Source organism: Parapedobacter koreensis (genome assembly GCF_900109365.1).
GTDB lineage: Bacteria > Bacteroidota > Bacteroidia > Sphingobacteriales > Sphingobacteriaceae > Parapedobacter > Parapedobacter koreensis.
The window spans coordinates 22,188-48,273 of record NZ_FNZR01000004.1 but is presented as its reverse complement, the minus strand read 5'-3'; the positions used below and the strand labels follow the sequence as shown (position 1 = coordinate 48,273).

General features: G+C 44.8%; 24 protein-coding genes. 19 read left to right on the top strand and 5 right to left on the bottom strand.

What is annotated here, in order from left to right; all coding sequences use genetic code 11:
- The first annotated feature begins 11 nt into the window (after positions 1 to 11).
- From BMW65_RS11500 to BMW65_RS11430, 15 genes are all read left to right on the top strand, one after another.
- Entirely contained in the window at positions 12 to 1,301 is a 1,290-nt protein-coding gene (locus tag BMW65_RS11500; RefSeq protein ID WP_218145393.1) for a hypothetical protein, read from the top strand.
- Between the two features lie 89 nt (positions 1,302 to 1,390).
- Entirely contained in the window at positions 1,391 to 2,452 is a 1,062-nt protein-coding gene (locus BMW65_RS11495) for a glycosyltransferase family 4 protein (RefSeq protein WP_218145392.1), read from the top strand.
- The gene (locus tag BMW65_RS11490; protein WP_090605532.1) at positions 2,445 to 3,110 is read left to right on the top strand and encodes an acyltransferase; all 666 of its coding nucleotides are present in this window, start codon (positions 2,445 to 2,447) and stop codon (positions 3,108 to 3,110) included. Before BMW65_RS11495 ends, BMW65_RS11490 begins: the two co-directional genes overlap by 8 nt.
- A gap of 4 nt (positions 3,111 to 3,114) precedes the next feature.
- Positions 3,115 to 4,287, top strand: a complete 1,173-nt coding sequence (locus BMW65_RS11485; RefSeq protein WP_090605531.1) for a glycosyltransferase — start codon at positions 3,115 to 3,117, stop codon at positions 4,285 to 4,287.
- 2 nt (positions 4,288 to 4,289) lie between these two features.
- On the top strand, positions 4,290 to 4,838 hold the full coding sequence (locus tag BMW65_RS11480; protein WP_090605529.1) for a WcaF family extracellular polysaccharide biosynthesis acetyltransferase: 549 nt from the start codon (positions 4,290 to 4,292) through the stop codon (positions 4,836 to 4,838).
- Between the two features lie 12 nt (positions 4,839 to 4,850).
- A complete protein-coding gene (locus BMW65_RS11475) occupies positions 4,851 to 5,678 on the top strand; it encodes a glycosyltransferase family 2 protein (protein ID WP_090605527.1) in 828 nt (275 codons plus the stop codon).
- Positions 5,659 to 6,135 carry a VanZ family protein gene (locus BMW65_RS24855; RefSeq protein ID WP_090605526.1) on the top strand — a complete coding sequence of 159 codons (477 nt, stop codon included), beginning with the start codon at positions 5,659 to 5,661 and terminating at the stop codon, positions 6,133 to 6,135. Before BMW65_RS11475 ends, BMW65_RS24855 begins: the two co-directional genes overlap by 20 nt.
- On the top strand, positions 6,110 to 7,354 hold the full coding sequence (locus BMW65_RS11465) for a WcaI family glycosyltransferase (RefSeq protein WP_090605524.1): 1,245 nt from the start codon (positions 6,110 to 6,112) through the stop codon (positions 7,352 to 7,354). The genes BMW65_RS24855 and BMW65_RS11465 overlap by 26 nt, the downstream gene beginning before the upstream one ends.
- Complete coding sequence (locus BMW65_RS11460) at positions 7,338 to 8,759, top strand: capsule assembly Wzi family protein (RefSeq protein WP_090605523.1); 1,422 nt, start codon at positions 7,338 to 7,340, stop codon at positions 8,757 to 8,759. The genes BMW65_RS11465 and BMW65_RS11460 overlap by 17 nt, the downstream gene beginning before the upstream one ends.
- A gap of 228 nt (positions 8,760 to 8,987) precedes the next feature.
- Positions 8,988 to 9,761, top strand: coding sequence for a hypothetical protein (locus tag BMW65_RS11455; RefSeq protein ID WP_090605521.1), 774 nt, complete (start codon positions 8,988 to 8,990; stop codon positions 9,759 to 9,761).
- Positions 9,758 to 10,822, top strand: a complete 1,065-nt coding sequence (locus tag BMW65_RS11450) for a serine hydrolase domain-containing protein (protein WP_090605519.1) — start codon at positions 9,758 to 9,760, stop codon at positions 10,820 to 10,822. Before BMW65_RS11455 ends, BMW65_RS11450 begins: the two co-directional genes overlap by 4 nt.
- Before the next feature lies 1 nt (position 10,823).
- Positions 10,824 to 11,918, top strand: a complete 1,095-nt coding sequence (locus tag BMW65_RS11445; RefSeq protein ID WP_177181099.1) for an acyltransferase family protein — start codon at positions 10,824 to 10,826, stop codon at positions 11,916 to 11,918.
- Positions 11,919 to 12,236: 318 nt separating this feature from the next.
- The gene (locus BMW65_RS11440) at positions 12,237 to 13,880 is read left to right on the top strand and encodes a GNAT family N-acetyltransferase (protein ID WP_090605516.1); all 1,644 of its coding nucleotides are present in this window, start codon (positions 12,237 to 12,239) and stop codon (positions 13,878 to 13,880) included.
- Entirely contained in the window at positions 13,877 to 14,434 is a 558-nt protein-coding gene (locus BMW65_RS11435; RefSeq protein ID WP_090605514.1) for a GNAT family N-acetyltransferase, read from the top strand. The genes BMW65_RS11440 and BMW65_RS11435 overlap by 4 nt, the downstream gene beginning before the upstream one ends.
- 411 nt (positions 14,435 to 14,845) lie before the next feature.
- Positions 14,846 to 15,745, top strand: a complete 900-nt coding sequence (locus BMW65_RS11430; protein WP_090605512.1) for a glycosyltransferase family 2 protein — start codon at positions 14,846 to 14,848, stop codon at positions 15,743 to 15,745.
- Positions 15,746 to 15,759: 14 nt separating this feature from the next.
- Here BMW65_RS11430 and BMW65_RS11425 read toward each other — a convergent pair whose 3' ends face one another.
- Positions 15,760 to 16,155 (bottom strand): hypothetical protein, encoded by a 396-nt coding sequence (locus BMW65_RS11425; protein WP_090605511.1) that lies wholly within the window; start codon positions 16,153 to 16,155, stop codon positions 15,760 to 15,762.
- 121 nt (positions 16,156 to 16,276) lie between these two features.
- Positions 16,277 to 18,148 carry an ATP-binding protein gene (locus tag BMW65_RS11420; RefSeq protein ID WP_090605510.1) on the bottom strand — a complete coding sequence of 624 codons (1,872 nt, stop codon included), beginning with the start codon at positions 18,146 to 18,148 and terminating at the stop codon, positions 16,277 to 16,279.
- A gap of 364 nt (positions 18,149 to 18,512) precedes the next feature.
- Here BMW65_RS11420 and BMW65_RS11415 point away from each other — a divergent pair, with 364 nt between their 5' ends.
- Complete coding sequence (locus tag BMW65_RS11415; protein ID WP_090605509.1) at positions 18,513 to 19,340, top strand: alpha/beta fold hydrolase; 828 nt, start codon at positions 18,513 to 18,515, stop codon at positions 19,338 to 19,340.
- 8 nt (positions 19,341 to 19,348) lie between these two features.
- Here the strand turns inward: BMW65_RS11415 and BMW65_RS11410 are convergent, their stop codons facing one another.
- On the bottom strand, positions 19,349 to 20,146 hold the full coding sequence (locus tag BMW65_RS11410) for a response regulator transcription factor (protein ID WP_090605508.1): 798 nt from the start codon (positions 20,144 to 20,146) through the stop codon (positions 19,349 to 19,351).
- A 195-nt stretch (positions 20,147 to 20,341) separates the two neighbouring features.
- On the opposite strand from BMW65_RS11410, the gene BMW65_RS11405 reads away from it, so the two are divergent.
- The 3 genes from BMW65_RS11405 to BMW65_RS11395 all read left to right on the top strand — a co-directional run bounded on the left by BMW65_RS11405 (position 20,342) and on the right by BMW65_RS11395 (position 24,674).
- A complete protein-coding gene (locus tag BMW65_RS11405; protein WP_090605507.1) occupies positions 20,342 to 21,103 on the top strand; it encodes a hypothetical protein in 762 nt (253 codons plus the stop codon).
- Between the two features lie 17 nt (positions 21,104 to 21,120).
- Entirely contained in the window at positions 21,121 to 22,929 is a 1,809-nt protein-coding gene (locus BMW65_RS11400) for a hypothetical protein (protein WP_090605505.1), read from the top strand.
- Between the two features lie 125 nt (positions 22,930 to 23,054).
- Entirely contained in the window at positions 23,055 to 24,674 is a 1,620-nt protein-coding gene (locus BMW65_RS11395; RefSeq protein WP_177181098.1) for a M43 family zinc metalloprotease, read from the top strand.
- 50 nt (positions 24,675 to 24,724) lie between these two features.
- Here the strand turns inward: BMW65_RS11395 and BMW65_RS11390 are convergent, their stop codons facing one another.
- Positions 24,725 to 25,300 (bottom strand): hypothetical protein, encoded by a 576-nt coding sequence (locus BMW65_RS11390; protein WP_090605502.1) that lies wholly within the window; start codon positions 25,298 to 25,300, stop codon positions 24,725 to 24,727.
- Positions 25,301 to 25,310: 10 nt separating this feature from the next.
- On the bottom strand, positions 25,311 to 26,084 hold the full coding sequence (locus BMW65_RS11385) for a LytR/AlgR family response regulator transcription factor (RefSeq protein WP_090605500.1): 774 nt from the start codon (positions 26,082 to 26,084) through the stop codon (positions 25,311 to 25,313).
- Positions 26,085 to 26,086 lie beyond the last annotated feature (2 nt).

The window sequence follows — 26,086 nt, the reverse complement described above, 5'->3', positions numbered from 1 at the left end:
ATAGAAAAATCTTGAAAAAAGTAATCTGGCTCTATTTCTTTTTATTGATTTTTGAGGGTGCTCTACGAAAATGGTTTTTCCCTTCCTTATCTACGCCCCTATTAATCGTTCGTGATCCAATAGCTGTGTTAGCGCTAGCGTTTGCTTACCATAAAGGTTATTTCCCTCGAAATGCTTATCTCTCAGTTTTTATGTTAGTTGGTTTCATTTCCTTCTTTACTGCAATTATTCTTGGACATGGCAATTTACTTATTGCGATTTATGGGTTACGGATCTTTATTATCCACCTGCCTTTTATGTTTTTAATAGGGAAAATATTCGACCAATCTGACGTCATAAAAATTGGTGATATTATGTTATGGATTGCGATTCCAATGACTGTTTTAATCACTCTTCAATTCTACAGCCCACAATCTGCTTGGGTAAATCGCGGTGTAGGAGGAGACGTTGGAGGTGCTGGATTTAGTGGTGCTCTTGGGTATTTTCGTCCACCAGGTACATTTTCGTTTACTAATGGGAACTCGCTATTTTATGGAATGTTAACCCCATTTGTGCTATTTTTTTGGTTGCAACAGAAACAAAAGATTTCATTGTGGCTTTTACTTATAGTAAGTGCCTGTTTACTTGCTGCCATTCCGTTATCCATTAGCCGCACTTTATTATTTCAATTTATGTTGTCTTTGTCATTTAGTTTGTTTATTTTAATTAAGAGGCCTCAAGCAGCAAAATCAATCTTCATTGCATTCATTTGTTTAATGGCGCTTGTAGTGTTATTACGTAACCTTCCTCTTTTCCAAACCTCCCTTGAAGCCTTTACAGTACGCTTTGAAAGCGCAAATAGAGCTGAAGGAGGAGTGGAAGGGGTATTTGTTGATCGTTTTTTGGGCGGTATGTTTGGCGCTATTTTGGGAGAAAATCAAACCCCCTTGTTTGGATACGGATTGGGCTTAGGTACGAACGTAGGCTCGCAAATATCGACCGGAGGCTTAACTTTTGTAATTTCTGAGGGAGAATGGGGACGCCTAATCGGCGAAATGGGTTTTTTTTTAGGAATGATTATCATAATTGCACGTATTTTATTGGTCATCAAGCTAGGTTCAAAAAGCTACCAACGTTTAGCAAACAATGACATATTACCATGGTTACTCTTTAGCTTCGCACTATTACTTGTTTTACAAGGTCAATGGTCGCAACCTACAAGCCTTGGCTTTGTTGTATTTGGTGGCGGACTAATCATTGCTTCCTTTAGAACAAATAAACTAGAAACCGAATCAGAGAAAAGAATATTTGACAAGCAGTGAAATTAACGCACTTTATACTAATTGGAAATTATTCATTAGACCGTCAGGAAAGTATGAATAGGTACTTCCTAAGTTTAAAGGACGGGCTTTTGAGAAAAGGTTTCAAGGTAACATTATGGAAACCTATTATATTTTTTGCTAAAGGACAACATACCACCAATCATGGATTGGGCAAATGGTTAGGCTATATAGACAAGTGGATACTGTTCCCATTGATTTTAAGGTTAAGATTACTAAAAAGCAAATATAGGAAACATACTTACTTCCATGTTTGTGACCATTCAAACTCACCATATCTTGCCGTTTTGCCTCAAAAAAGGAGCGGAATTACCTGCCATGATGTATTAGCTATTCGAGGAGCTTTAGGCTATGAAGACGCTTATTGCCCAGCCAGTAAAACCGGTATCTATTTACAAAAATGGATTCTAAACAACCTCATTAAAGCTAAGAGAATAGCCTGTGTGTCACAACTTACCTTAAACCAGTTAACTGAACTAGCAGATGACGGCATTGATTCTTATAAAAAATGGAAGGTTGTATACAATTCTTTCAATGCCCACTTTCATCCAATGACTGCCGCGCAACGAACATCCATATTTCAGCAGTACGGCTTAGAAGATTCCAACTACATTTTGCATGTTGGTTCATCATTGCCTCGCAAAAACAGAAAGATACTTGCCGATATGATAGTACATCTGGGTGAAAAATGGAAAGGGAAAATCTGCTATGCCGGCCAACCTATCGACATAGCCTTACAGATCCATATTGACAAACTTGGAATAGCTGATCGCGTGGTTCCTGTGGTAAAACCATCTCACGAGGTTTTAGTGGCCTTGTACAGTGGTTGTACAGCTTTCATTTTCCCATCATTCAGCGAAGGATTCGGATGGCCTGTCATCGAAGCCCAAGCCTGTGGTGCGCCAGTAGTAGCCAGTGTTATCGAACCCATGCCAGAGGTTGCTGGAGGAGCAGCTCTCCACGTTGACCCGGAAAATCCTGCGGAGTTCACGGCAGCACTGCTCATGTTCTTACAAGATCCGCAAGCAAAGAAGGAGTATATTCGAAAGGGATTTCAGAATTGCAGACGATTCGAACAAAGCTTACTCATCAATCAATTTTTGGCACTTTACGACTTGGAAACAAATGATTAAAAAACTGTTCGCCTTTTTTATGCCGTGGGCACTTAAACGGAGAATACTCAATACTTGGTTCGGATACGAAATTCATCCGAGTGCCAGAATCGGCTTTGCTTGGATATTTCCCAAAAAACTGGTTATGCAAGAGCGATCAAAAATTGCACATTTTTCAATAGCCATTCATTTGGACCATGTCAAACTGGGAACTTATGCGTCTATCGGAAGAAGTAATTGGATAACCGGTTTTCCAACCTCAAGTGCGTCACGACACTTTACGCATCAACAAGGGAAACGAAAATCGGAGTTGATAATAGGCGACCATTCAGCCATCACCAAAAATCACCATATCGACTGTACGAATAGTATTATACTAGGCAAGTTTGTAACGATAGCTGGCTATCGGTCACAATTCCTCACACATTCAATTAATATCGAGGAAGGCAGACAAGACAGTTATCCGATTCATATTGGAGATTACTGTTTTGTAGGAACTAACTCGGTTGTTCTTGGAGGAGCCAAATTACCGTCCTATTCTGTGCTCGGCGCAAAATCATTACTTAACAAAGCTTTTGAGCAGCAATTCGCGTTATACGCTGGGGTTCCTGCCGCCTTCGTTAAACCGCTAAATAAAGACGCTAAGTATTTCACGCGACAAACAGGTTACATATTCTAAATTCATGAATATCCTTCGTGTCATAGCCAGTATGAATCCTGCTCATGGGGGACCAGCCCAAGGCATACGGAATAGCATTCCGGCTTTAGAGCAGCTCGGTGTGCACAACGAAGTGCTGTGCTTTGATGCACCTGATGCTTCGTTCGTTAAAGATGATGGGTTTGCCATTCACACGATAGGTCCAGCCAAAGGTCCCTATGCATATTGCAAGAACCTAAAAGTTTGGTTACAGCACAATTTGCATCGCTTTGACGCGATCATTATTCACGGCCTATGGCTATACAACAGCTACGGTACATACCTCGCTTTGAAAAGCTATAAAATACAAAACGGAACGGTGCCAAAACTATTTGTTATGCCACATGGGATGCTTGACCCCTATTTTCAGAAAGCGGCGGGCCGAAGATTGAAAGCTATCCGGAATTGGCTATTCTGGAAACTCATCGAACGTCATGTAGTAAATTACGCAGATGGTTTATTATTTACTTGTGAGCAGGAACTACTTTTAGCGCGTGAAACCTTCGACTCCTACCATCCAAAAAGGGAACTAAACATAAGCTATGGTATTCAGTCCGCGCCACGCTATTCCGTCAAACTGACGCACGCATTTCATGAAATTTGTACCCTGCTGTTTAACCAGCCATACTGGTTGTTTCTAAGCCGTATCCACGAAAAAAAAGGTGTAGACCTGCTCATCAAAGCTTACCTTAAACTGTCTAAGGAAACGAGTAATTTACCCGCCTTGGTAATTGCCGGCCCGGGATTGGATACGACTTATGGAAAGGAAATCGTAGCACTTGCCCAATCAACTAACCAAATTTTATTTACCGGTATGCTCACCGGTGACGCAAAATGGGGCGGCATTTATGGGTGCGAAGCATTTATATTACCCAGCCATCAGGAAAACTTTGGCATTGCCATTGCAGAAGCAATGGCTTGCGAGAAACCTGTGCTCATCAGCGATAAAGTAAACATCTGGCGGGAAATTAAAACGGGTGGAGGTGGATTGGTTGACACCGACACAGAAGGGGGCGTATATGCAATGCTTACTCATTGGTTTCATTTAACCCAAGCAGAGAAAAAAACAATGGCAGCCTCCGCAAAACGCACATACGAAGCTTTCTTCACCATGGAAAAAGCCGCTATCCAAATGATTGAAGCGTTAAAATCGGTATAACTATGTCTTATAACATCGACACTTACATTGGCCCCTCGTTTTCCCTACGCAACAGGATAGGTAGAGTAACGTGGGGCATCGTTTACTTATTGTTTTTCCGGTATTCGCCACGACCTCTACATGCTTGGCGTGCGTTTTTATTACGCTTGTTTGGTGCCGAAATCGGTAAGGGTGTACATGTATATCCGCGAGCTAAAATCTGGGCGCCATGGACAATAAAAATTGGTGATGAAAGTGGCATTAGCGACGACGTCAATCTGTATAGTCAAGCTCCGATCACCATCGGAAAACGAGTCGTGATTTCACAAGGTTCGTATATCTGTACGGGCACTCATGATTACATGAAGCGGGGATTCCCGTTACGTGCATTGCCTATTATCATTGAGGATTACGCTTGGATAGCTACTGAAGTATTTGTCCACCCTGGCGTGGCCATCGGCGAAGGATCGGTGGTGGGAGCACGCTCGGTGGTAACCAAGGATACCGAGCCTTGGATGGTCTGCGCTGGCTTCCCTTGTAAGCCCATTAAAGAACGTATCATTGTTGATTAAAAATCATATAGCATGCTTTCGGCAATCATTCTGACCAAAAACGAAGAAGCGGACCTGCCTAAATGCCTTGAATCACTGACTTGGTGTGATGACGTCCATGTATTGGATTCCGGAAGTACTGATAAAACTGTCGCTATCGCAGAGGCATTCGACGCTCAAGCACATATCCATCCCTTTGAATCCTTTGGGAAGCAGCGGAATTATGCATTAGACAATCTTCCTATCAAATATGAATGGGTAATTTTTTTGGATGCTGACGAAGTAGTTACCCCGTCATTCAAAGAAGCGCTGTTTAATGCCATTAGTCACGCGCCCCAAGAAGTTGCCGGATTCTATTGTTGTTGGAAAATGATATTAGATGGTGTTTGGTTAAAACGCTGCGATAATTTCCCGAAATGGCAGTTTAGAGTCCTTCGAAAAGACAGGGCTCGATTTACCGACTTTGGACATGGGCAAAAAGAAGGGGATGTAGATGGCAAAATAGCATACATTAAAGAACCATACTTGCACTACGGCTTTTCCAAAGGATGGTCTCAATGGATAGATAGACATAACCGATATTCTTCACAGGAGGCTGTAGCGAGAATTCAAGATCAGCCACCATTTAAGCATATTTTTTCCGGCAATCAAAGTGCACGAAATCCTGCATTAAAATCATGGCTTAGCCGGATACCGGGTTGGCCTTTTTTACGGTTTTTTCACGCTTATGTTTTAAAGTTTGGTTTTCTTGAGGGGAAACCAGGTTTTATCTACTGTACAAATATGGCATATTATGAGTTTCTGATACAGATAAAAATGAGGGAAATATTACAAAAACGTTTTGAAAAAATATCCAAATAGCATATTTAAGGGACTAAGCTTACTCTACATCGCTTTGCTTACGTACATTGTACTTGGCGCAGAATGGCGATGGAAGTACGACATCATAGAAATACGCAAAGTGTTGAATGTGGTTCCTCTTTACAATAAGATAGAGGTCTGGCCGCCCTGGGATCCATTTTCTAAGCATTCCACTGAGTTTTACTTAGACCTTGTGGGTAATATTGTCCTGTTTATTCCATTTCCATTTTTTCTATTTTTCATCTTTCAGGTATTGTCGTTTAGAACACAGTTGGTTCTTACAATAATAACAAGTCTATTTATTGAAATCAACCAATACTACTGGGGTATTGGTGTGACCGACATTGACGATTTGATATTGAATACTTTGGGCGGTTTTATCGGTGCCAATTTATTGCAAGCATTATTAAATAATAAGGTCTTTCGAACGTATGCGTATTCTCATCTTCGGCATTAATTATTCTCCGGAACTTACCGGTATCGGCAAGTATACCGGCGAGATGGGTGCATGGCTGGCAGCACGAGGGCATGATGTAGCTGTAGTCACTGCCAAACCCTACTATCCGGAATGGGACGTACACCTTGCTTATAAAGGAACCGGGTGGATGACCGAGCGCATCGATGGGGTAACGGTACACCGGGTACCCTTGTACGTACCAAAAGAAGTCACTTCGAAGAAGCGTATCCTACACGAATTTTCCTTCTTAGGTGGGATACTTCCAAAATGGTTCGGCCTGCTGTTGAAAAAAAAATACGATGTAGTCATTAACATTACGCCTCCCTTCCACTTAGGTTTTTACGCATGGCTTTACGCGAAAATGAAGGATGCCAAGCTGGTTACACACATCCAGGACTTGCAAGTTGATGCCGCCAAGGAACTAGGCATGATTAGCAACGAGCGATTACTCAACCTTATGTTTAAAGCTGAAAAACACCTACTAACCAGTAGTGATGTGGTGTCATCCATCAGTTTGGGCATGAAGAAAAAGATTTTGGCGAAAGGGGTACTAGACCAAAAGTATATAATGTTTCCCAATTGGGTGGATGAACAAACTATCAAACCTTTAACCAAAATGCAATCGCTTAGGGACGAATGGGGAATACCGTTGACAGATACGGTAGTTCTTTACTCAGGCAATCTGGGCGAGAAACAGGGACTCGAGATCATTATCGACGCGGCCAAGCAATTTAGCGATAGGCCTGACGTGCATTTCATCATCTGTGGCTCCGGTGGTGCGCGTGGCCGACTGAAAGCCATGGCTGAGCAGGCCGGGTTAAAGCAAATACGATTTTATCCCTTACAACCTTACGAGAAACTGTCCGCTCTTTTGGCCACAGCAGATGTACACTTGGTGTTACAAAAAAAGTCGGCATCCGACTTGGTGATGCCCAGCAAACTCACGGGAATACTTGCCGCTGGCGGCTGTTCCATCGTTTCGGCGCTACCGGGTACTTCGCTGTATGAAATAGTAGATATCCATCATTTGGGCATTCTCATCGAGCCCGAGTCTGTCGAAGCATTAACCAATGGCTTACAGCAAGCGTTGGATACCGACTTATCGCCATATCGCGAACGAGCTCGGCAATATGCGGAACGCTTTTTGAGTAAGGAACAGGTGTTACAAGAATTCGAACGAAACTTAGTTAGGTTGACCTCCCATGAAAAACAAACTTAGTCTCTTCCTCCTACTCCTACCGGCAGTTGCGTTATCGCAACAAACTGACTCCTTGAAATTTCGGGTGGGTACCACAGCTTCCATTGCTTCTGAAGGTTTTCAACCGCTTTGGATTGAATCCAATCGTTTCGGGCTGCTCAGCGAAAAAGGTCAAGATATTGCCACTTATATCGGCGCATGGAATACCCACACATTTTCCGGTGGCAAGCATATCTTCCGGCTGGAATACGGTGCGAATTTAGTCAATAATCACCATTTTGATCACTTGGTCATTCAACAGGGCTACATAAAAGCCCGATATGGGGCATTGGAATTCCGGGGTGGCCGATATGAGGAAATATTGGGTGAAGTAGACCCTTTGCTATCTACCGGTTCATTAGGAATTAGTGGCAATGCCTTGCCTATACCCAAAGTGGGTTTTGCGCTTCCTGAATACACGCCAGTACCTTTCACAAATGGTTGGTTATACGCAAAAGGACTTATCAGCCATGGATGGATGGGCAACAACCAATCCATGAAACAGGCATGGTTGCATGAAAAGACGTTATACTTGCGGTTGGGTAAAGGGCCTTTTAAGGTGTATGGTGGGGTACAGCACTTTGCCGTATGGGGAGGACAACGTGCACATTTCAAGCTAGATCGTTCATTGGGCGGTTTCTTTGACGTGCTTTTCGTAAAAGAGGCCAATGATGGCAGTGTCCCAGATGGAATTTTACCCAATCGTGCTGGAGACCACCGGGGTTTAATCGAATTTGGAGGTGATTTGGAAACCAACAATGCAGTATTCCACATGTATTTTCAAGTCCCTTTTGAGAGTGGCATGGGTATCGATATCCGTAATATAGACCGATTGGGTGGCCTAAATGTGACTTTAAAAAGCCATCGTTGGATAGATCGTCTGTTATTTGAATTTATTTACACCAAGCAGATGGAAAGTTTCCAAGATGCTGAATTACAAAGTTATTATAACAACGGTGTGTACGCTAATGGTTGGGAATACGATTTCCGTAGTGTCGGCACACCGCTATTCTTAAATCGCTATCGTGGAGCGAATTTCTTGCCCATCTCGCCCGTGTATTGGCGACATGATGATGACTATATATGGGGGAATCAAAACTTTATTAATAACCGTATTGCTGGCGGTCACATCGGTATGTTACATCGTTACACATCAGGCATCACGGGCCGAACCATGCTGACCTATACGCGTAACTTCCGAACGCATGGCAATTTTATCACAGCGTCCCCAAAAAATCAGGTATATACCTTGCATGAGGTTGCTGCTGATTTAAAAGGTGTTCCCGGATTACGGGTTTCGGCAGGTGTTGCTTTTGATACAGGTGGATTTTATGAGAATGTGGGTGGATTGTTCGGTATTCGGTATGAAATAAATAGTCAAAAATAACCAGCTTTTGTTGAAAGTAAATGCAGGCTACCGAGTGTCTTCAGTATAAATTATCAGAAAATAACTCGTTACCAAAATTTTGAATTATATTTGACAATTGGGAAAAATAAAATAATTTATTGTTAACATTTCTAATTACACAAAATAAATTCAACAAAAATCAATATTCGGCTTAAGCTTACGCCTCAATAATATGTTATAAATTTGTCAAAGCCTAATTCCAACCTAATGTACCATAAATACCTTAAACAGCCTCTCGTTTATTTGCTTATATCCTTCCCATATTGGGTATCAGGGCAAAATAACAACGCGTGGACATTGGGTCTATCCGCTACAAGCAAACAAATCTCAGAAGCAAATATCAGCTCGCGCATTTTTGACGCCTACGGGGTTGGTTTCAGCCTAACGAAACAGCTGAAATCTGAATATTTTACACAACAATTTGGTCTTTACGCCAATCTAAACCTTGCAAAAACAGCAATTGAGCAAAGCTACCGCTCATATATCGCACAAATTAATTTGGAGTACGCTTATTTAAAAGATTTAAAATTGTCCAGCCCAAGTGTTGCCATAGGCCCATTTGCGATGATAGACTACCGCAATGCGACATATCGCAACTTTGACAATACACATATTTATTGGGCTAACTTTGCTGGCATAGGTATCAAATCCAAAATGGAAATACCATTAAATGCTATCTGGTCTATTCAAGGATCACTAAAATTACCCCTTATCGGCGTGGGCTTCAGACCGAGTGCCAATCGACTTTATTCGTTTGACGACACCTCTGTGTCGGGTATTCTAAAATCAAACCATACAAACGCCCGCTTTTCGGCGATCAACAACTATATCAATCCTGCTTTCGTCATAGGTCTGCGTTCGAATGAAAAGGGTTTTCTACATAACATTTCATATCAATTCGATTATCTTCAATATGACCATCCAAAGGCTAATAGGTATCGAGATTTAACACATTCACTGGCAATAACCATAAATTTATGAAAATATTGAAGTGGATAATCGGGATTATGTTGACGGCTTTAAGCACGTCCTGCCTAAAAGAAACTCAATTGTCTATCGACAACGATCTTCAACCGCTTCAACTAAATGACGGATGGGAATCTTCAACGTTAATAAATGAACATATAGACGAGACAACTATTCGTAACGCGTTCAAGCTTTTCTTTGACGGAACTACCCTCCCGTTGGCTAAATCACTACTTGTCATAAGGAATGGGAAAATTGTGGCAGAGGCTTATAAAGACCAAAATAGGCATGAAGCTGCACAAACAATAGCCAATGTACAATCATGCACAAAAAGTATTACGTCTATTTTATTGGGAATTGCACTGAATGAGTCTGGTGATCTAAATACCGATGTGCCGCTACTCCAATTCTTTCCTCCGGATTATCAAACCCGGTACGCCGATAAAGCTTCCCTAACCATAAAAGATTGCCTGACGATGCAAGACGGCATTTCTTACAATGGCCTTGATGACGCCAGAGCACTGGTATATACCAAGAAAAACAGCATAGAGCACATCTTGGAAACACCTCGGACGACAACAACACCTGCATTCAAATACTCGGAATACCCGCCACACCTCATTAGTGGTTTAATTAGTCAGCTTACAGGCGAGAAACTGGCACAATATGCGGAGGAAAGAGTATTTAGTGAGTTGGGTATTCAGGATTACTATTGGGAGACTTCTAATGACGGGCTAAACATTGGTGGATTTTCGCTGTCCCTTTCCCCGCGCAGTCTTGCGAAAATTGGCCAATTATGTTTGCAGAATGGGCAATGGAATGGGCAAACGGTGATCAGCCAGAACTGGTTGGTCACTGCAACTTCAAAACAATCCATTTCGGCTGCTTACGGATATTTCTTCTATATCAATGAAAATGATGGTTCCTATTCCATGCGTGGAAACGGGGGGCAGACGGTCCATATCGTTCCTTCAAAAAACTTAGTCATCGTATATACCGCATTCCCCTATTCTTCGAATGAATTGTGGGGCAACAACCAACAACTTATCGACCTTATCAAATCAGCTTGCCAATAAAATGAAAAAAGAAATTTACCAATTAGAAGCAATTCGAGGATTTGCTGCTCTTTATGTAGTCTTTCATCACACACTGCTGGATATGGATTTTTTTAAATCCTCCGGACTGTCATTTCTATTCCGATTTGGGCAGGAAGCTGTGATTTTGTTCTTCTTACTCTCCGGTTTTGTTATCGAGTATTCATTTTCATTGTCAAAAGATAAGACTTTTACGACTTATTTCTTTAAGCGGTTCAATCGGATATACATTCCGCTTTTTATTGTATTCATCACGAACTACTTGTTGTTTAAATTCAGCGGAATAGTGGTTTCAATTGATTTGAATACATTTTTGGGAAACCTATTTATGCTACAGGACATTGGCTCATTGAAGCCCAATGTAGTCTGTGGCCCGCTTTTGGGGAATTCTCCGCTTTGGTCGCTATCCTATGAATGGTGGTTCTACATGACCTTCTTTGTAATATATGTTACATTCGGAAAACGTACATCAAAAGCGATTTACCTGATTGGTATCGCGTCGGGAATTACTTACTTTTTCTTCCCTTTCGTAGGTAATCGTATTCTGCTCTATTTAATTATTTGGAACGTCGGCGCTGATTTAGCCAGACTATACATAAATAATAGAGCCATTACATTTAAAAATATGGCTCTACCAATCTCCGCGTTGACTGTAGGTATTGGCTTGCTCCTAATAAATTACATGATTAATAAGGACGTGGTTCATCAAGCTATTAATTTCTCTGGAACGGGAATAGGCGTCAGCCCGTTATTGGAATTACGTCATTTTGCCTTTGCACTTGTCGCTGTTATCGTTGGCATCCTATGGTACAAGTTGAAGTGGTTGGGTTTTAGGTATACGCTTGCACCGTTTATTCCTTTGGCCAAGATTTCATATGTCTTGTACATTAGTCATTGGTTTATGATAAGGGACGCCAGTTATTTATCCTTCATCGATAGTGTTTTCGTGGAATATGTCTTGTATTTCGCTATCTGCTTGGCCTTTTCGTGGGTGGTCGAGCGAGTAATCTATCCTAAAGTGAACAAACTGGTGTTTAGTCTTCTTAGACGGAAAAGAACAGCGGAAGTCGTGGGATGATAATGAGAGCTTGGGACTTGTTACTGCTGCACCACGGCATTATAAGACCTCATGACGAAGCACTTACGTAGAATAACATAATTGTTGCACTTAAATAGTTTAATTGCGTTGTTAGAATCCCCGCTCAATTAGTATCTTCACTTTTACAGATCTTGAATCTTTACCGACGAAAACTAAGTTTATCTTCCGATAATTTGGTGGCAATAAAAATGCCTCAGAATATTGAGTATCGAAAGTCGATACTTGAATAAGTCAGTAAGTATAAATAAATGTAAAGATTGCTATGTTCTGGGTCAGTTTTTCATTGTCTATTAATTTATGCGCTCGTTCAAAAATTTTTCTTCGGCAGTTCCACCCCCACTCCCACCGGTTAATGATGGTGCTGATCGTGTAAAAATTAATGAATTCTATCTGAATTACATTCGATTCATCTGGGACAAAATCAAGTTGCAACGCGAAACCACAGATCGGTATTTCAATTATTACTTATTGTTGATCACAACGCCTATTGTTGCATTTGCAGCAGTAGTTGGGCGTTCCGAACATAGTCTTAGCGAACAGCTTATAGGTTATCTATGTGCAATGCTTTTTGCAATTGGTGTCTGCTTCTATAGCCTATATATCCGCCAGCGAATCAACAATATTACATTGGGCGATGAGCTAAATGAGTTCGTACAACTCATCGAGGCGTTTGACGCCGCCTTCACCAAGCGTCATCAATCCCTACAAATCAACGGAGCATTAACCTCGCCATTTAGCGCAGATTTTTGGGTAAATTTCATTCAGTCCATTATCAATTCCTTTTGGCTTTGCAATGCATTTCTCTATATTGAAACAGGCATTCATTTTGGCGAGAAATGGTGTCATTTAATCGCAGGGGGAATGGCCGGGTTGAGTGTACTTTTACACACGACCATCCGCGACAGCTGTTTATACCGAAGCGAGCGGCGCCTTCCTTTATTGTCTACGCTAATAGTCACCGGCTGGTACCGACCAAAATGGGGGCTGCGAATGTATCGCCTCTGGCTATACCGCAGAAACAAACCTAAGTCACCTGAACGAATTCATCCTATGATCAAACGAAAATTCCGACCTGAGGAGGTTTCTATCCGGCTAATAACACCTGGACATGCCTATCTTAAAAACGAAATTCCACAATTAGCAATTGCCCAAGGTTCGGCGCATAATGTAAAGCTACCTGCCACCGCCGAAGCGAAAAAACAGGCTGCAACGAATTTTAAAAATGCCTTAGAAAAAAAAGATGTTGAAATCCATGCCTTAACACTGCCAGAAGGCAGTGGAGCAATTTTTCTATCGACCATTCGACGCAATGGCAAAGAAGGCCTACAAATTGAGGACATAATCGTACTTGAAGACCTTCGCGGGCACGGACTGGGCGGTTATCTATTATGCCAAGCTGCTACGCTAGCCGTCAATCGAGGGTTGTCATTCGTAGCTTGGGAGTGTGAGCGAAACAACCCAGCGAAAAAATTATACCTGGAATATAACGCGAAAATGAGAGAAGATATCTTTCCCTACAGGCTTAATCGCGAGATGCTCGTAGAAATAATGAAAGCGGATCTCGCGTTAGCGAATAAAAGCCGCGTAACCTTTCGGATTTCACAACGTTTTTCAGTTTTTAGGGCAATGTCTTTCCATAATTCTGGTGGGGATATCGATCCTACAGAATCATGGCAAGGTGCACAAGTGGATGATTTGGATTTTACTGATCCAATTGCTGCTAAGTGTCAACTCGTCCGAAAGTTCTGTGAACTTGAAGCAAAACAGCAACTAAATTTTGTGGATGTTGTAATCGCTCCGTCCAACTTACTCCACCAGCAATTAGTCACCCTATTGGGCTGTAAGCCCAATACTTACAGTGGCGAGGATATTGCCTGTTTATGGGAATTAAGTGAAACGGCATTAAATGACGCAGCCGAAAAAAACATGTACCAAAGATGATAATTGAAACGCAACGTTTAATACTGGACGAAATGACGGCAGCAGATGAAACTGCTTTGCTCGGAATATTTTCGCACCCAGACTTTTTCTATGCAGCAGCCTTACAAGACAATATCGCTCTTGAGGCAGCTGCCAAACGTTATGCAGGTTGGGCCGAAGAAAGCCGCACCGAGCAGCCGCGGCGTAGTTGGTTTATGTCTATCCGAGAAAGCCTAACGTACAGTTACATTGGTGCTGTCGTATTAGTTGACTTGGAACTACATCCAGTACACGGCCGACAGATAGAAGTCGGATATTTTATCGATATTCTGCATCAGCGCAAGGGTTACGCTACGGAAGCAGCCCTGGCCATGTACAATTATGGGGTTTATGAGCTAAAGGTTGAATCTGTTTATACTACTGTGGCGATAGCGAACATCCCAAGCCAAAAAATTCTTGAAAAACTTGGCCTACAAAATATTGGGTTTGATATGGTGAGCACTTACAAAGATCGTAAGGGTAATCCAGCTTCTAGGTATCGCTATCGACAAAGTAATATTCAAAACAGTTTGTGATTTAAGGAGCTGTCCAATTTTTGGGGTATTATATTATTTTTAGGTATTTTATTTATTTCCATTTTTTCTCCCCCATCATTTCTTTTTTTCCAAAAAGACCTTACATTTACCCAAGAATTAACATTTCTGCTACCAGAAAAACATAACTAAGCCGTTTAAATCAACGGTATCGAAGATCATAGCAACTGCCGATTGAAGGTATTTGCGAAACGTATGCACCTTATATTAAGGTGTTTAAACAACTATATATTTTATGGTTTAAGCGCAGTGATTTTTATTATTTATTTTTCTACCACATCTACCAAAGACATGAAAAAATTTTACAAACCAACAGGTTGGACGAATGTCCAAAATCAGCTGCATGAAGTACGTTTAAAAAACCCGGAACCTCGAATTCAATAGACCTCAACCATGATATCAGTATTGATACTTACGAAAAACGAGGAGCAAGACATCGCTGGTTGTCTATCTTCTGTAAGCTGGTGCGATGATGTGCATGTATTGGATTCATTCAGTTCGGACGACACCGTCGACATCGCCAGAGCAGCTGGTGCCCGGGTATCCCAACGGGCATTCGATGGCTATGCTTCGCAGCGGAATGCAGGTTTGGCACTACCTTTTAAACACGAATGGGTTTTTATCTTGGATGCGGATGAAAGGGCTCCCCAATGCCTGTTCCCCATTTTGCGGGAAGCGGTTTTAGCTGCTGATGACCGCATTGCGGGATTCCGGCTTAGGCGGCGGGATTTTTACAATAGAAGGTGGCTGAAACATGCGCAGATTACACCGTACTACATCCGGCTGGTGAGGAAAGATAAAGCGCACTACTACCGGGAGGTGAATGAGGTGCTCCAGATCGCCGGGGAAGTGGGGGAGCTACCGGCCTATTTTAACCATTATCCCTTCTCGAAAGGGATGCGGCATTGGCTTAAAAAGCACAATCGGTATTCCACCATGGAGGCGATGCGGTGGATAGAAGAGCACGATGGCAATATTAAGTTTTCCATCAAAAAAGCCTTGTTCAGCAAAGATTTCTCCGAAAAACGGTATCATCAAAAGGGGCTGTTTTACAAGCTCCCTGCCAGGCCCTTAATCAAGTGGTTGTATATCGTGTTTTTCCGGCTGGCAATTTTGGATGGCAGGGCGGGCCTCACCTATGCTACGCTGCAGGCCATCTACGAATATTTTATCCGGCTGAAGACGAAAGAACTATTACGGGCCGACAAACGCCTGAACGGCTCCCTTTGGGCTGCCCAAGAAATGGAGGATAGGCGAAGCGTTCCAAATACACTTCTGATGGAAAGGATTTAAGCTTGTGCCCGACATCACAAAAGCCTCAGCTTCTCCGGCGACAGCATGTCTCCACCTACCTCATGCACCCGTATTCGAATCGTGGCGCCGGTCTCAGCTGGAGTGTTGGCCAGCTTTTCCAAGATGAAGGGCACAAATTTTATCTTCTCGCTTTTTACACATTCCGTCGTAATCGACTGATCGGCATAGTGGAATTCCCCTGATCCGTCCGCTGGTACAAATTTATAGTTGTTCGAATCCAGGTTTTCGATGATGATCCGTATGCCTGCGATAAAGTTTTCATAGTCATCAGACCAGTCTATTTTGACATGCAGCAACGGGGTGCGTATCTCATAGGATTTGCCGTCGTAGACACCCTTTGCATCCGATAGTTGCTTCCTTTTGGTTCCGTTGTAGATTGATACTTTCATAAATCGTAGATGATATTTTCGTCCGGAAACAGCCCTTAGGTGGTATAGCGTTTAGCTTTCCAGCCCATGGTTGTAGGTCTTACGACGTAAATATGCATAGATATCCGTTGACATGCAATACCTAAAAATAGGTATTTGATGCCCGCTTGAAGGTGACGGTAAAGGTTGACCCCTGCTCTTTTCCGCTCTCGATATGCAGGGTTGCGCCGTTTTTGTCGATGAAACGCTTGACGAGCATCATGCCTAATCCTACCCCGCTTTCATTGGCGGTACCCGCCGTGGATACCTGCGATTCCTCATCGGAAAGCAGTTGCTGCACCGTTTCCTCGGACATACCGATACCATCGTCCATTATCCGGATGGATACGGACTGCTCGTCCGTCTGGTAGCCAATCCTTATGGTTCCGCCCGGCCGCGTAAACTTGATGGCATTCCCGAGGATATTCTGTAGGATGATATTCACCTGGTCACCGTCGGCCAGGATGAAAGCGTTCTTACGGGAGGCATGCAGGATGGCGATTTGCTTGTCTTCAGCAAGGCGGCCCAATACGCCGAGGATCTCCTCAACTTTTTGGGAAAGATTGATTTCAACCAGATCGGTGGAAAATCCCTTCTGCTGGCTCTGTGCCCAATAAAGGAGGTTGTTTACCATCGCCAAGGCGGTAAAGCTCTGTCCATAAAGCTCCTCCTGGAGCCTCCGGATTTCCGAAACCGGAAGTTCCAAATTGCTCAAGATGTCCAGTATCCCGATGATGGAAGCGAAGGGGGCCCTTACGTCATGGCTGATAATGGACAGCAGGTAGTCCTTGGTCTCGTTCAGTTCGTTCAGCCGTTGGTTTTGCTCCATGATGACCTGGTTCTGCTCCTTGAGCTGTTGTTTTTGGTGAGCAAGGGATGCCGATTGCACCGCAAGTTCCGTATTCAGCGTTTTTGTGCGACGCGCGTTCCGGTAGATAAGGATGGAAACGGATACGAAGAAAAGCAGGAAGAGTCCGGCTATCCCTGCCAGCAATTTGCTGATCTTCAATTCCTGCAAAGCTATTTCGTTTTCCTTTTTCAGGGATTCGTTTACGGTACGCTCGTAGGCCAGGTGCAGGGAGTCCAGGGCCAAGTTCTTGTCTTCATTCAGCAGGCTGTCACTATACGCTTTCTGCCTGAGCAGATAGGAAAATGCCCGTTTATAGTCGCCCAATGCTTCTGACGAACGATAGCCTATGGTCAACGCCTGCCTGGCATCCCATTTGGTGTGCAATTTTTCGGCCAGTTCAAGTCCTTTTTCCGCATGTTGCAGGGATTCGCCGTACTGACCTTTGCCATATAAGCATGCCGCAATACCGGTATGGGCAAAGCTGTTTTCCCAATCACTCTGGTAGCGCCTGTTTTCCAGCACGGACCGGTAGAAGAATAGTGCCGAATCCAGTTGCTCCTGCTTGAAGTAGACCTCAGCCAGCCTGTTGGTAGACATGGCTGCGATATGCAATATGCCCCTTGCTTCACAGAAGTCCTTTGACTTTACAAATTCTTCCTTCGCCCGTTCGGTCTGTCCCAGTTCGGAATAGGCCAAACCCGCATTGAAATAATTTGCTGCCAGCCTCCGGTCATTTCCTACGGTCTTGTTCAATTCCGCTGCATACAGGAACTCTTGCAGGGCGAGTTGCTGCGCTCCCCTGACGAGATGCACCAATCCCACCAGGTTCTTGCAATGGGCAATCTCGGCCTTATCATTCAGCTGTTCGGCAAGATGCAGGCTACTGAGCCCAAATTTCAGCGACCGGACATAGTCGCCCTTCATGTAATAGATTCGTGCAAGATTGCTCTCCGCCTGTGTACGTCCCAAGGCATAATTTGCATCTTGGGACAACACAATTGCCTGCTGAATCAAGCGATGGGCACTATCAAACTGCTGCCTATCGGCAAGCGTTGCAGCAGTGCGGTTTAATTGATTTATTGCACTTGTATCGCTCAGCGAAAAAAAGCCAACATTACCATCCATTGGACTGTTTGCCGCTAAATTGTTTGCTAAGAAAAACAATAGGCCTACAGCGATAAATTTAAGATGAGTTGTCAAGGTAGCGTTTGGCGTTATATTTTTTTAATAATGGTTTGTTTCAGCAAACATACACAATTTGCTTGTTTAACTCAACCGACCGCTTATGGATTCGCCGTTATCGATCTCCATTAGCCCAGTCAATGGCCGTGAAGCGGTTTTGGATTTACAGTAAAAAAGCTAACCACGCGCAGCAGTCTTGGAGCGGTCAGGCAGCGGGTGCACAGGCTTAGGGACGCAAGGAAAAAATGGGACGCAAAAGTTGGCGGCAGTTTATAAGCTGCTGTGGGATTTTTCCTACCTTTAACGTATGAATCCCAAATTTATCACGATAGCTAACATCAAGCTGGCCTATTATACTAAAAATGACGATGCTGACCAGACCATTTTCTTTGTGCATGGCAATTCGGCGAATGCACAGACCTGGAAAAAGCAGTTTGATGATCCGCGTTTAAATACTTATCGGCTCGTGGCCTTAGATTTACCTGCCCATGGCCATTCGTCACCTTCGCCACACCCTGCCACAGATTACAATGCCATTGGATTGGGAAAATATGTAGACCGCTTTATACAAAAACTGGCAAACGGGTATCCATACCTGATCGTGAGTATTTCACTGGGAACCAATTTTGTTGCCGAGGCGTTGATCGATGGATTGCGGCCCAAAGGGCTGATTTTTCTTGGGCCTTGCCTAATAGGGCCGGAGGTTCCTGTATCTGACATTTTGCAGCCTGACAGTCATGCGCATGTGATCTTCACGGATACGCCAGACGAAAACGACCTCCGCCAGTACATCCGGGAAATGCACTACACGGAACGCCCGGAAGATCTGGAAACCTACCTGCAGTCCTATAACCAAGTGATAGCTCCTTTTCGCTCGATAATAGGCCAGTCGGTGGCCGAACAGCGATATAACGATGAGATCGGTTTTGTCAATGCAGTAGGCATACCAATATTGATATGCATGGGTAAGGAAGAGCGTGTGGTCAATACGAATTATCTTGATGGCAAAATTTCCCGGCTATGGCGAAATGAGATCATCCTGTTGCCCGATGCCGGCCACTTGATAAACGTCGATCAACCTGACCTGTTAAACGCACGGATTGTAGAATTTTCGGCTGAAGTTTTTGATATATAACCAACCAATTAGGTGATAATCCCCTTGCGCAGTGCGAAACTGACCAAGGCGGTGGAATTACTGACATTGCATTTTTCCTGCATATGACGGCGATGGTTGATGATCGTGTGCTCGCTTACGAACAGCTTGTCTGCGATTTCCTTACTGGTCAACCCTTCGGCCATCCAAAGCAATACCTCCCTTTCCCTTCTGGAGAAAAGCTCAGGCAACGGACGGGTATAGTAGTTCTTGGTGCTGATCAATTCCGGTGCCTTAAGAATTGATGGGTCTACGTATTCGACAGTCTGAACCACCCGCTCGTCATTGTTTATCCCAGACATTCGGATGATCATACCCAAGCTCAACAACGGCGTACCGTTTTCATCGGATTGGAGGAAACAACTCCGTTGTACCAACGGTGTGAAACCTTCGCTGGTTTTAAACTGGAGGCTGTAAGTAAAAATGTAGTTGGCGTGTTGCGCCGGGGGAATATTCCTGATAAAAGACACACGGTCCGGGAAAATCTCCTCATTCAACAGCATCAGGTGATCCGGCCGGTACCGGGGAATGGTGCATGCTAAACCGCCTTCCAAAAATTCGTCTGGATGAATACCAAAGATGACTTCACTGTTTTGGGTAACGCTCAGGTAAGTGCCAGTGGTATAGTCCAGCAGGTAAATTGCCGGCATGAAATGGGATGCGAATGCGCCGATAGGCTTGAGGATGCGTGTGGCCTCAGCCAGGGTATCACCGGATAAGTGATAATTCCGTTTGCCGATGGATCCGGTATATTCCAACCAAGTTGGCTGTTTCCGTTTTTTTGCCATGACAACTGACGTTCTGGTATTTATTTCCATAAAAATAGATGTTTCCAACCAGCACTGCAAAAAAAATGACAAGAAATTGCTATAGCGTGAATCGTGCTATTCGTCTTTTTTTGCAACAGGCATCCGGATATTACCAAATCGTGCCATGGATATATTGGTTGCAGGCGCCATTTGAGAAGATTGCCCGATATAAAGATGAAAAATAAGGCAGCATATTTCGTAATTATAGTATGGGTATTGTCATCGGCAGTCATCCATGCCCAGGATATCGATAATATCAAAAAATATGGTTATGGCCGTTTGGGTATTGGCTGGATCGGCAGGACGCTTTCGCCCGACCTGACGCCACTCGAAAATGCCCGGAATGGAAACTTCGGCGCTGGTTTGGGTTTTACCCTTGAAGCAGGGAGACAGTTTTACCTGCATCAAGAAAGTCTGACCAGCTTTGTGCCTATGAAAGTGGGATTGGAGTGGAATTTTTTCGAAGGGCTAAACAAATACGACTGGAATGGATATTACCGGACACGTAATCCCGATGGTTCGACAGATCCCGAGTACGACGGATTGATCATGCTGACTGGGATGGGTGTGGGGCCAGTCCTATCCATAAACCCATGGGAATTGTTCATCGTGGATATTCACGTCCGGGTAATGGGGATGATCAGTTTATACGATCTGGACTACGTAGAAGGTGAAGGTACGGCGGCATACCGCTATTTAAACTATTCACCGGTCTATGACGAGGAAGGTGATGACTCCCGTTTTTCTCATTTCATGAACTATTTAGGGAGAGGTATCGTGCCCAGTTTTGGCCTTACGTTCCGTAGGAAGGGATGGGGATTGGCATTCAGCCACCTGCCCGGTAAAATCCGGATGCGCTATGAATCGGATGAAGGAAATGGCATGGACGGGTTTCCCATACGTTCCACGGCCGTCATGCTGAGTCTTAGTTTTTGAAGAAGTAAGAGACCAATATGTTTAAATTTACGAAAGCTTTTGCCTTGATTTTGATCGTGGTCTTTGCACCGGCTGCGTGCAAAGATGACATCACGAAGCCTCCTTTGGTTTTCTCCGTTTATCAGCATGTAGTAACGCCGGGCGAAATCGTTTTTGTATCGGTGAGCGGGGAGGCAAAGCACGATGCTATTCAAACCAACATCAATGGCACAGCTGTTCAGCTGATTAACGTGGACACGTCTCTTTATGCCTTTTTGATGCCTATCATGGAACCGGGCAGCTATCGGTTGAGCCTCCGTGAATGGGGTGCGGAAACATCACCTGAACTTACAGTGGGTGATTATCAACCGATCCAAAATCCCGCAATGGTCGTGGATGAGTACCTGACCAACTGCACCCGGGCACTTGCTGAAGTCGAAGCCGAGGATTTCGAGCAGATCATTCCGGAAAGCAGGTATGCAAACGATCTGGCATTGATAAACAGCTTGTCGCTATTGGTGGATAGGCTTGCTGATGAAGAACTGCAACTGGTAGCCTATCATTTCCGTTTTTTGCAAAGACAAACGGACAGGTATGCGTCGATGGCATCTGTGCATCCCCTTGTCGACTACAAGCAAGCGGTGCCGCTTTCGATGCAAGTACGTTCGGCAGCCAACCACGTATCGCCCGACAGGTCTGCTATCCCATTTGCCGCAAACGTCACAGGAACGGATGGGCTTCCAAATGATTTGGTGGAATACATCTGGAAAGCCACTACCTACAATGAAGCTGCTGCTACCGCGAAGTTTGCAGCCATCGTAGCAGCATCGACAGGTTGGGTAGCCCTTGGGATGACCGGTGGCACGGCTGCCGCGATAATCGTGGGTGGTTTAGTCATTGAAAAGGAATGTGAGCGTAAGGCAGCCATCTATAATCACTATATCGCTGAATACCCCCTACGGGCAAAAGAAATCGAACAATACGGCGACGATCCGTTTTATGTATATGAGAACAAACCATCGATCCGGCAATTCATCCGTAATCAGGTGACGGTTGCAAGGGAAAATGTTTCGGAATTTCCCGTAGCAATCCGAAATGTGGTGGCCGGTGATGGCACGTTGGAGCGTCTAAGCCTTAAGCTAAAAGGAAGCCTGGATAAACTTGTTTCGGTTTTTGACGGGATATTCGACTTAAAGGGTATTTACACCCCTTATGTCTCTACGTACAACAAAGCGCCATCCGTCAAGGAAACAGTATTCGAGGGCACGGAAACGCTGAAAATCACCAATGTGGATAATCCCAATATCCAAATCAAGCTAGAAAACACGGCGGCAGGTTTGGTGTTTTCGGCCAGCAATCCATCGGGAAATATCGATCAGGTCACCACGCTGAATGTCACAATTGAATATGACCAGGAAGCGTTGGATAATACAATTTCCACTGATATCCGGTTGACCTATGTGCCGGAGGAAAAGGAGGATGAAGTTGAGGAGGGCATGACCAATGATCCAATAACCATCGAAAACATTTATGGATCCTGGCGCATCACCAGTACCACCTTTCAGATGCGGTCGGGGCAATATATCCAACAATCGCTTCCCGGTGAATTTTTTTCCGTCACTTCAGATTCCCGCTTCGTGGGTAATTGGGCTTTGTTGGAAACAAGCGGATTGTGGATGTTAACGGATCCGTCAACCATTACATTGTATGGTTTTTCTAATCCCGAAATAACGGTCAGCAGTGTACCGCTCTATGTATTTACCGCTTTGCCCACAAGCTTGGTTGTAGGGATTCCCGGAACCTCAGAAGATGAATACGTCTTAGCTTATGTTTTTATGATTCGATAATATCTAAAGGACAATTGAATAATATCAACACGTTATCTCCAATGCATGGCCACTTTCTATCGGGTTTTTCAAGACTTGTTTATATATTCCTACTACTAGCAATCTCCTGTAAAAAAGATACGGGATTGCCTGGTCAAGATACTACGGTCACAAAGGTGGTGCTACAGCTGAGTAAAACCACGTTATTTGCCGATGGAAAGGATACCACCACCATCAATGTCGAGGCATTCAATCGTGCCGACGAACCTGTGCGCGGGGCTTCCGTGACTGTCTTTATTGATGGAACCGTTTTCAATGGGCGCAATTTCAGCACTGCGCAAGCTGGCCGATATACGTTTACGGCCAAATCGGGCAATATGACCAGCGACGCCGTGGAGCTGAATGCCCTGGACATTAGCCATAAAGTGGCCCATATCAGCGTCGCCACAGACGTTGCGGTAGTCATCGCGGGGGGATATAACCACGCGGTGTTTAACGTCACGCTATTGGACAGTGCTGGCCGTGAACTAACCGAGGATATTCCCATCAACCTGTACGCCGGAGACACCCTGCTTGATTCAACGATTTTCGAGGCAGATCAGCCCGGCAATTATACCATCACGGCAAGGGTGATGGACGTGGTAAGCGACCCAGTGACCATCCGTGCGGTGGAAGCCCGTGAAGCAATCGGGCGAATCGGACTCGTGAGTGATACACGGGCAATAATCGCCGATGGAAAGTCACGGGCACGTCTGGCAGTAGCTATATATGATAAACAAGACAAAGAGCTGGATATTCGCTACGACGTATACATCAACGAACAGGAGCAGGTCTTGGAAACAGCCAGTTTTTCAACCGTTAGTCCCGGCCAATACAACGTACAGGTTAAGATCGGCACGGTAAGTAGTGAAGTGCTGTTGATCAATGCCCGTGAGCCAAAAAACTATTCGGTCATTACGATTCCGGTGGTGTTTCATGTGTATGAAGATTTGGTTGCCAAACAATGGTCGGGCAATACCAGACCATACGATCTGTCGCCCGAATTTTTTAAACAATGGGTAGATACGCTCAACGCCTATTTCGGACAGCGGTCTACGGCCAATCCGAATGCGGTAGATACACGCATCCGTTTTCGTTTGGCTACAGTTGGGCCGGGTAACAAGCCATTGGCAGAAGCTGGCATCCATCGACTGGACGGAAGCCAGTTTGACGACGGAGGGACGTTTGACAGGGCCAATGACGGGGTGATCGGCACAAGCGAAGCTGATAACATGGCTGCCGCGGTTAATTGGGACCTTAGCGAATACATAAACATCCATGTGGTCGGCAATACCAATTGGCGCGGGATACGGAATGCCAGTTGGGCGGATTTGCCATTGACCGGTCGCTCAAACGAACTATCAGGACTAAGTACAGGTACTAATGCAACAAACCGAATCATATTGAGATATGTGGATGTCGCTAATCACATGGGTACCACCTTGGGACATGAGATGGGCCACTATCTCGGTTTACTGCATACATTTTCTGAAGACGATTGCCTGACGAACGACTATTGCCCTGATACGTACTCCTACGTTTACGAAAGCGATCCTATTGAACCTTGTGACGACAACCTGGGATGGACCATCTTGGATAATTTTATGGGGTATTCGAATGAAACCGGGCAAGCAGCAATGAATTTCACCTATGACCAGCGGGAGCGCATGCGATACGTGTTAAAACACAGCAATTCGCTGAAGGAACTGGAGTATTCGAAAAAGTAGCGGTAGCGGGTCACGGTGCGCGGGTCTACCAGCAGGTAGGCAGCAAGCTTTCAGCCGCGGGGAGGCCCCTGATCAATACGTTTGATCATGTTCGTCAGGATTTGTTTTACTTTTTTGCGTGATCCGTCATGGCGCAAGCTGTAACGTTTTTTGAGACTATCGAAAGACAGTTTACTATACCGTTCGGTATGCCCATAACGGCTCAAGTAGCGAAAAACGGGTTGGAGGGTTTCGGTTTGGAGCACACCTTCTTCGATCAGCAGGCGCACCAGGAAAAGTATTTCCAGGGCGTTGATGGAAAACGTCACCACCGCGGTGTCGTCGTAGTTGAAGTACGTATCCATCCGCTCCAGCAGGTCCGTATAGAATGCCCGTTGCTCGTTCCACCACAGCTCCTTTATACGGTCTGACTCGGGTAGTGCCGATAGGATACGCTGCTGCAATTCCTCACGGGCACCCAATTCCACGTTCCATTCCTCCAACTGACCGGCTGTCTCCGCAATGAGGCCATGAAAGCCGGCGTTCAAGCTGTCCAGCGCATGAACATCCCAGCATTCAGCCCCACCGTTCGACTTCCATATCCGTTCCACCTCGCGGTTGATCCGATCCAAGTGTTTGCTCACCATAAGCCGCGATTTACCGGATTCCCAATGCTTTTTCCACCCTGTGCCGATACCGTTCCCCTACCGGCAATCGCCGTGGTTCCCGACTATTTTCCTCCCTGGAGGCCACCTCGTCGCGCAGCTCCACCCACCAATTCTTCGTTTTGAATAGCGCCCCTGGCAGGTAATGATCGATCGCCTCCCGGCTCACAATAAACCCCTTTTGAATGCGGATAAACTCCGCCGGATTCAATAGCAGCTGCAAGTTGCGCAACAGCTTCTTGGCCAGCAGCTCGTGCCCGTTTGCGAGACACAGGTAGGTAGACTTACCCTCGGAGCGGGCATAGACCAATTCACCCACGCGCACATTCACAAAAGCGTCCGAAGTCTCCAACTGTACGGCAACCGTTGAAGGATAAACCCGGTTCGCCTGTTCATGCTCCAGCAATTCCAACTGCCGCAACGCCCGGTCTACCGCAAAAATCAGCCGGTCTTCCTGCACCATTTTCACCACGAAATCAATAGCGCCATGGTAGATAGCCTCTGAGCCTTCACGCTCCGAGGCCGTACACACGATAATCTGTGTCGGTGGTTCCACGGCTGCCATGAGGTTGTATCCGCTGTCTACCCGCAGATCGAGATCAACGATCAGCAAATCCACATCGTTTTCGTCCAGGTAGTCATACGCCACCTGGTACTCCGTGGTGGCCAGCACGATTTCGAGGTCGGGCCGTTTGGCCAGCATCGTTACCAGCACATTCAGCGCCGGCAATTCATCGTCAACAATGAGCACTTTCCGTTTTTCCATGA

Coding starts and splice junctions, on each gene's coding strand:
- BMW65_RS11455 (WP_090605521.1), top strand. CDS start 8,988: ATGTACCATAAATACCTTAAACAGCCTCTCGTTTATTTGCTTATATCC.
- BMW65_RS11465 (WP_090605524.1), top strand. CDS start 6,110: ATGCGTATTCTCATCTTCGGCATTAATTATTCTCCGGAACTTACCGGT.
- BMW65_RS11415 (WP_090605509.1), top strand. CDS start 18,513: ATGAATCCCAAATTTATCACGATAGCTAACATCAAGCTGGCCTATTAT.
- BMW65_RS11450 (WP_090605519.1), top strand. CDS start 9,758: ATGAAAATATTGAAGTGGATAATCGGGATTATGTTGACGGCTTTAAGC.
- BMW65_RS11430 (WP_090605512.1), top strand. CDS start 14,846: ATGATATCAGTATTGATACTTACGAAAAACGAGGAGCAAGACATCGCT.
- BMW65_RS11475 (WP_090605527.1), top strand. CDS start 4,851: ATGCTTTCGGCAATCATTCTGACCAAAAACGAAGAAGCGGACCTGCCT.
- BMW65_RS11440 (WP_090605516.1), top strand. CDS start 12,237: ATGCGCTCGTTCAAAAATTTTTCTTCGGCAGTTCCACCCCCACTCCCA.
- BMW65_RS11490 (WP_090605532.1), top strand. CDS start 2,445: ATGATTAAAAAACTGTTCGCCTTTTTTATGCCGTGGGCACTTAAACGG.
- BMW65_RS11460 (WP_090605523.1), top strand. CDS start 7,338: ATGAAAAACAAACTTAGTCTCTTCCTCCTACTCCTACCGGCAGTTGCG.
- BMW65_RS11385 (WP_090605500.1), bottom strand. CDS start 26,084: ATGGAAAAACGGAAAGTGCTCATTGTTGACGATGAATTGCCGGCGCTG.
- BMW65_RS11390 (WP_090605502.1), bottom strand. CDS start 25,300: ATGGTGAGCAAACACTTGGATCGGATCAACCGCGAGGTGGAACGGATA.
- BMW65_RS11410 (WP_090605508.1), bottom strand. CDS start 20,146: ATGGCAAAAAAACGGAAACAGCCAACTTGGTTGGAATATACCGGATCC.
- BMW65_RS11400 (WP_090605505.1), top strand. CDS start 21,121: ATGTTTAAATTTACGAAAGCTTTTGCCTTGATTTTGATCGTGGTCTTT.
- BMW65_RS11405 (WP_090605507.1), top strand. CDS start 20,342: ATGAAAAATAAGGCAGCATATTTCGTAATTATAGTATGGGTATTGTCA.
- BMW65_RS11425 (WP_090605511.1), bottom strand. CDS start 16,155: ATGAAAGTATCAATCTACAACGGAACCAAAAGGAAGCAACTATCGGAT.
- BMW65_RS11480 (WP_090605529.1), top strand. CDS start 4,290: ATGTCTTATAACATCGACACTTACATTGGCCCCTCGTTTTCCCTACGC.
- BMW65_RS11445 (WP_177181099.1), top strand. CDS start 10,824: ATGAAAAAAGAAATTTACCAATTAGAAGCAATTCGAGGATTTGCTGCT.
- BMW65_RS11435 (WP_090605514.1), top strand. CDS start 13,877: ATGATAATTGAAACGCAACGTTTAATACTGGACGAAATGACGGCAGCA.
- BMW65_RS11485 (WP_090605531.1), top strand. CDS start 3,115: ATGAATATCCTTCGTGTCATAGCCAGTATGAATCCTGCTCATGGGGGA.
- BMW65_RS11420 (WP_090605510.1), bottom strand. CDS start 18,148: ATGGATGGTAATGTTGGCTTTTTTTCGCTGAGCGATACAAGTGCAATA.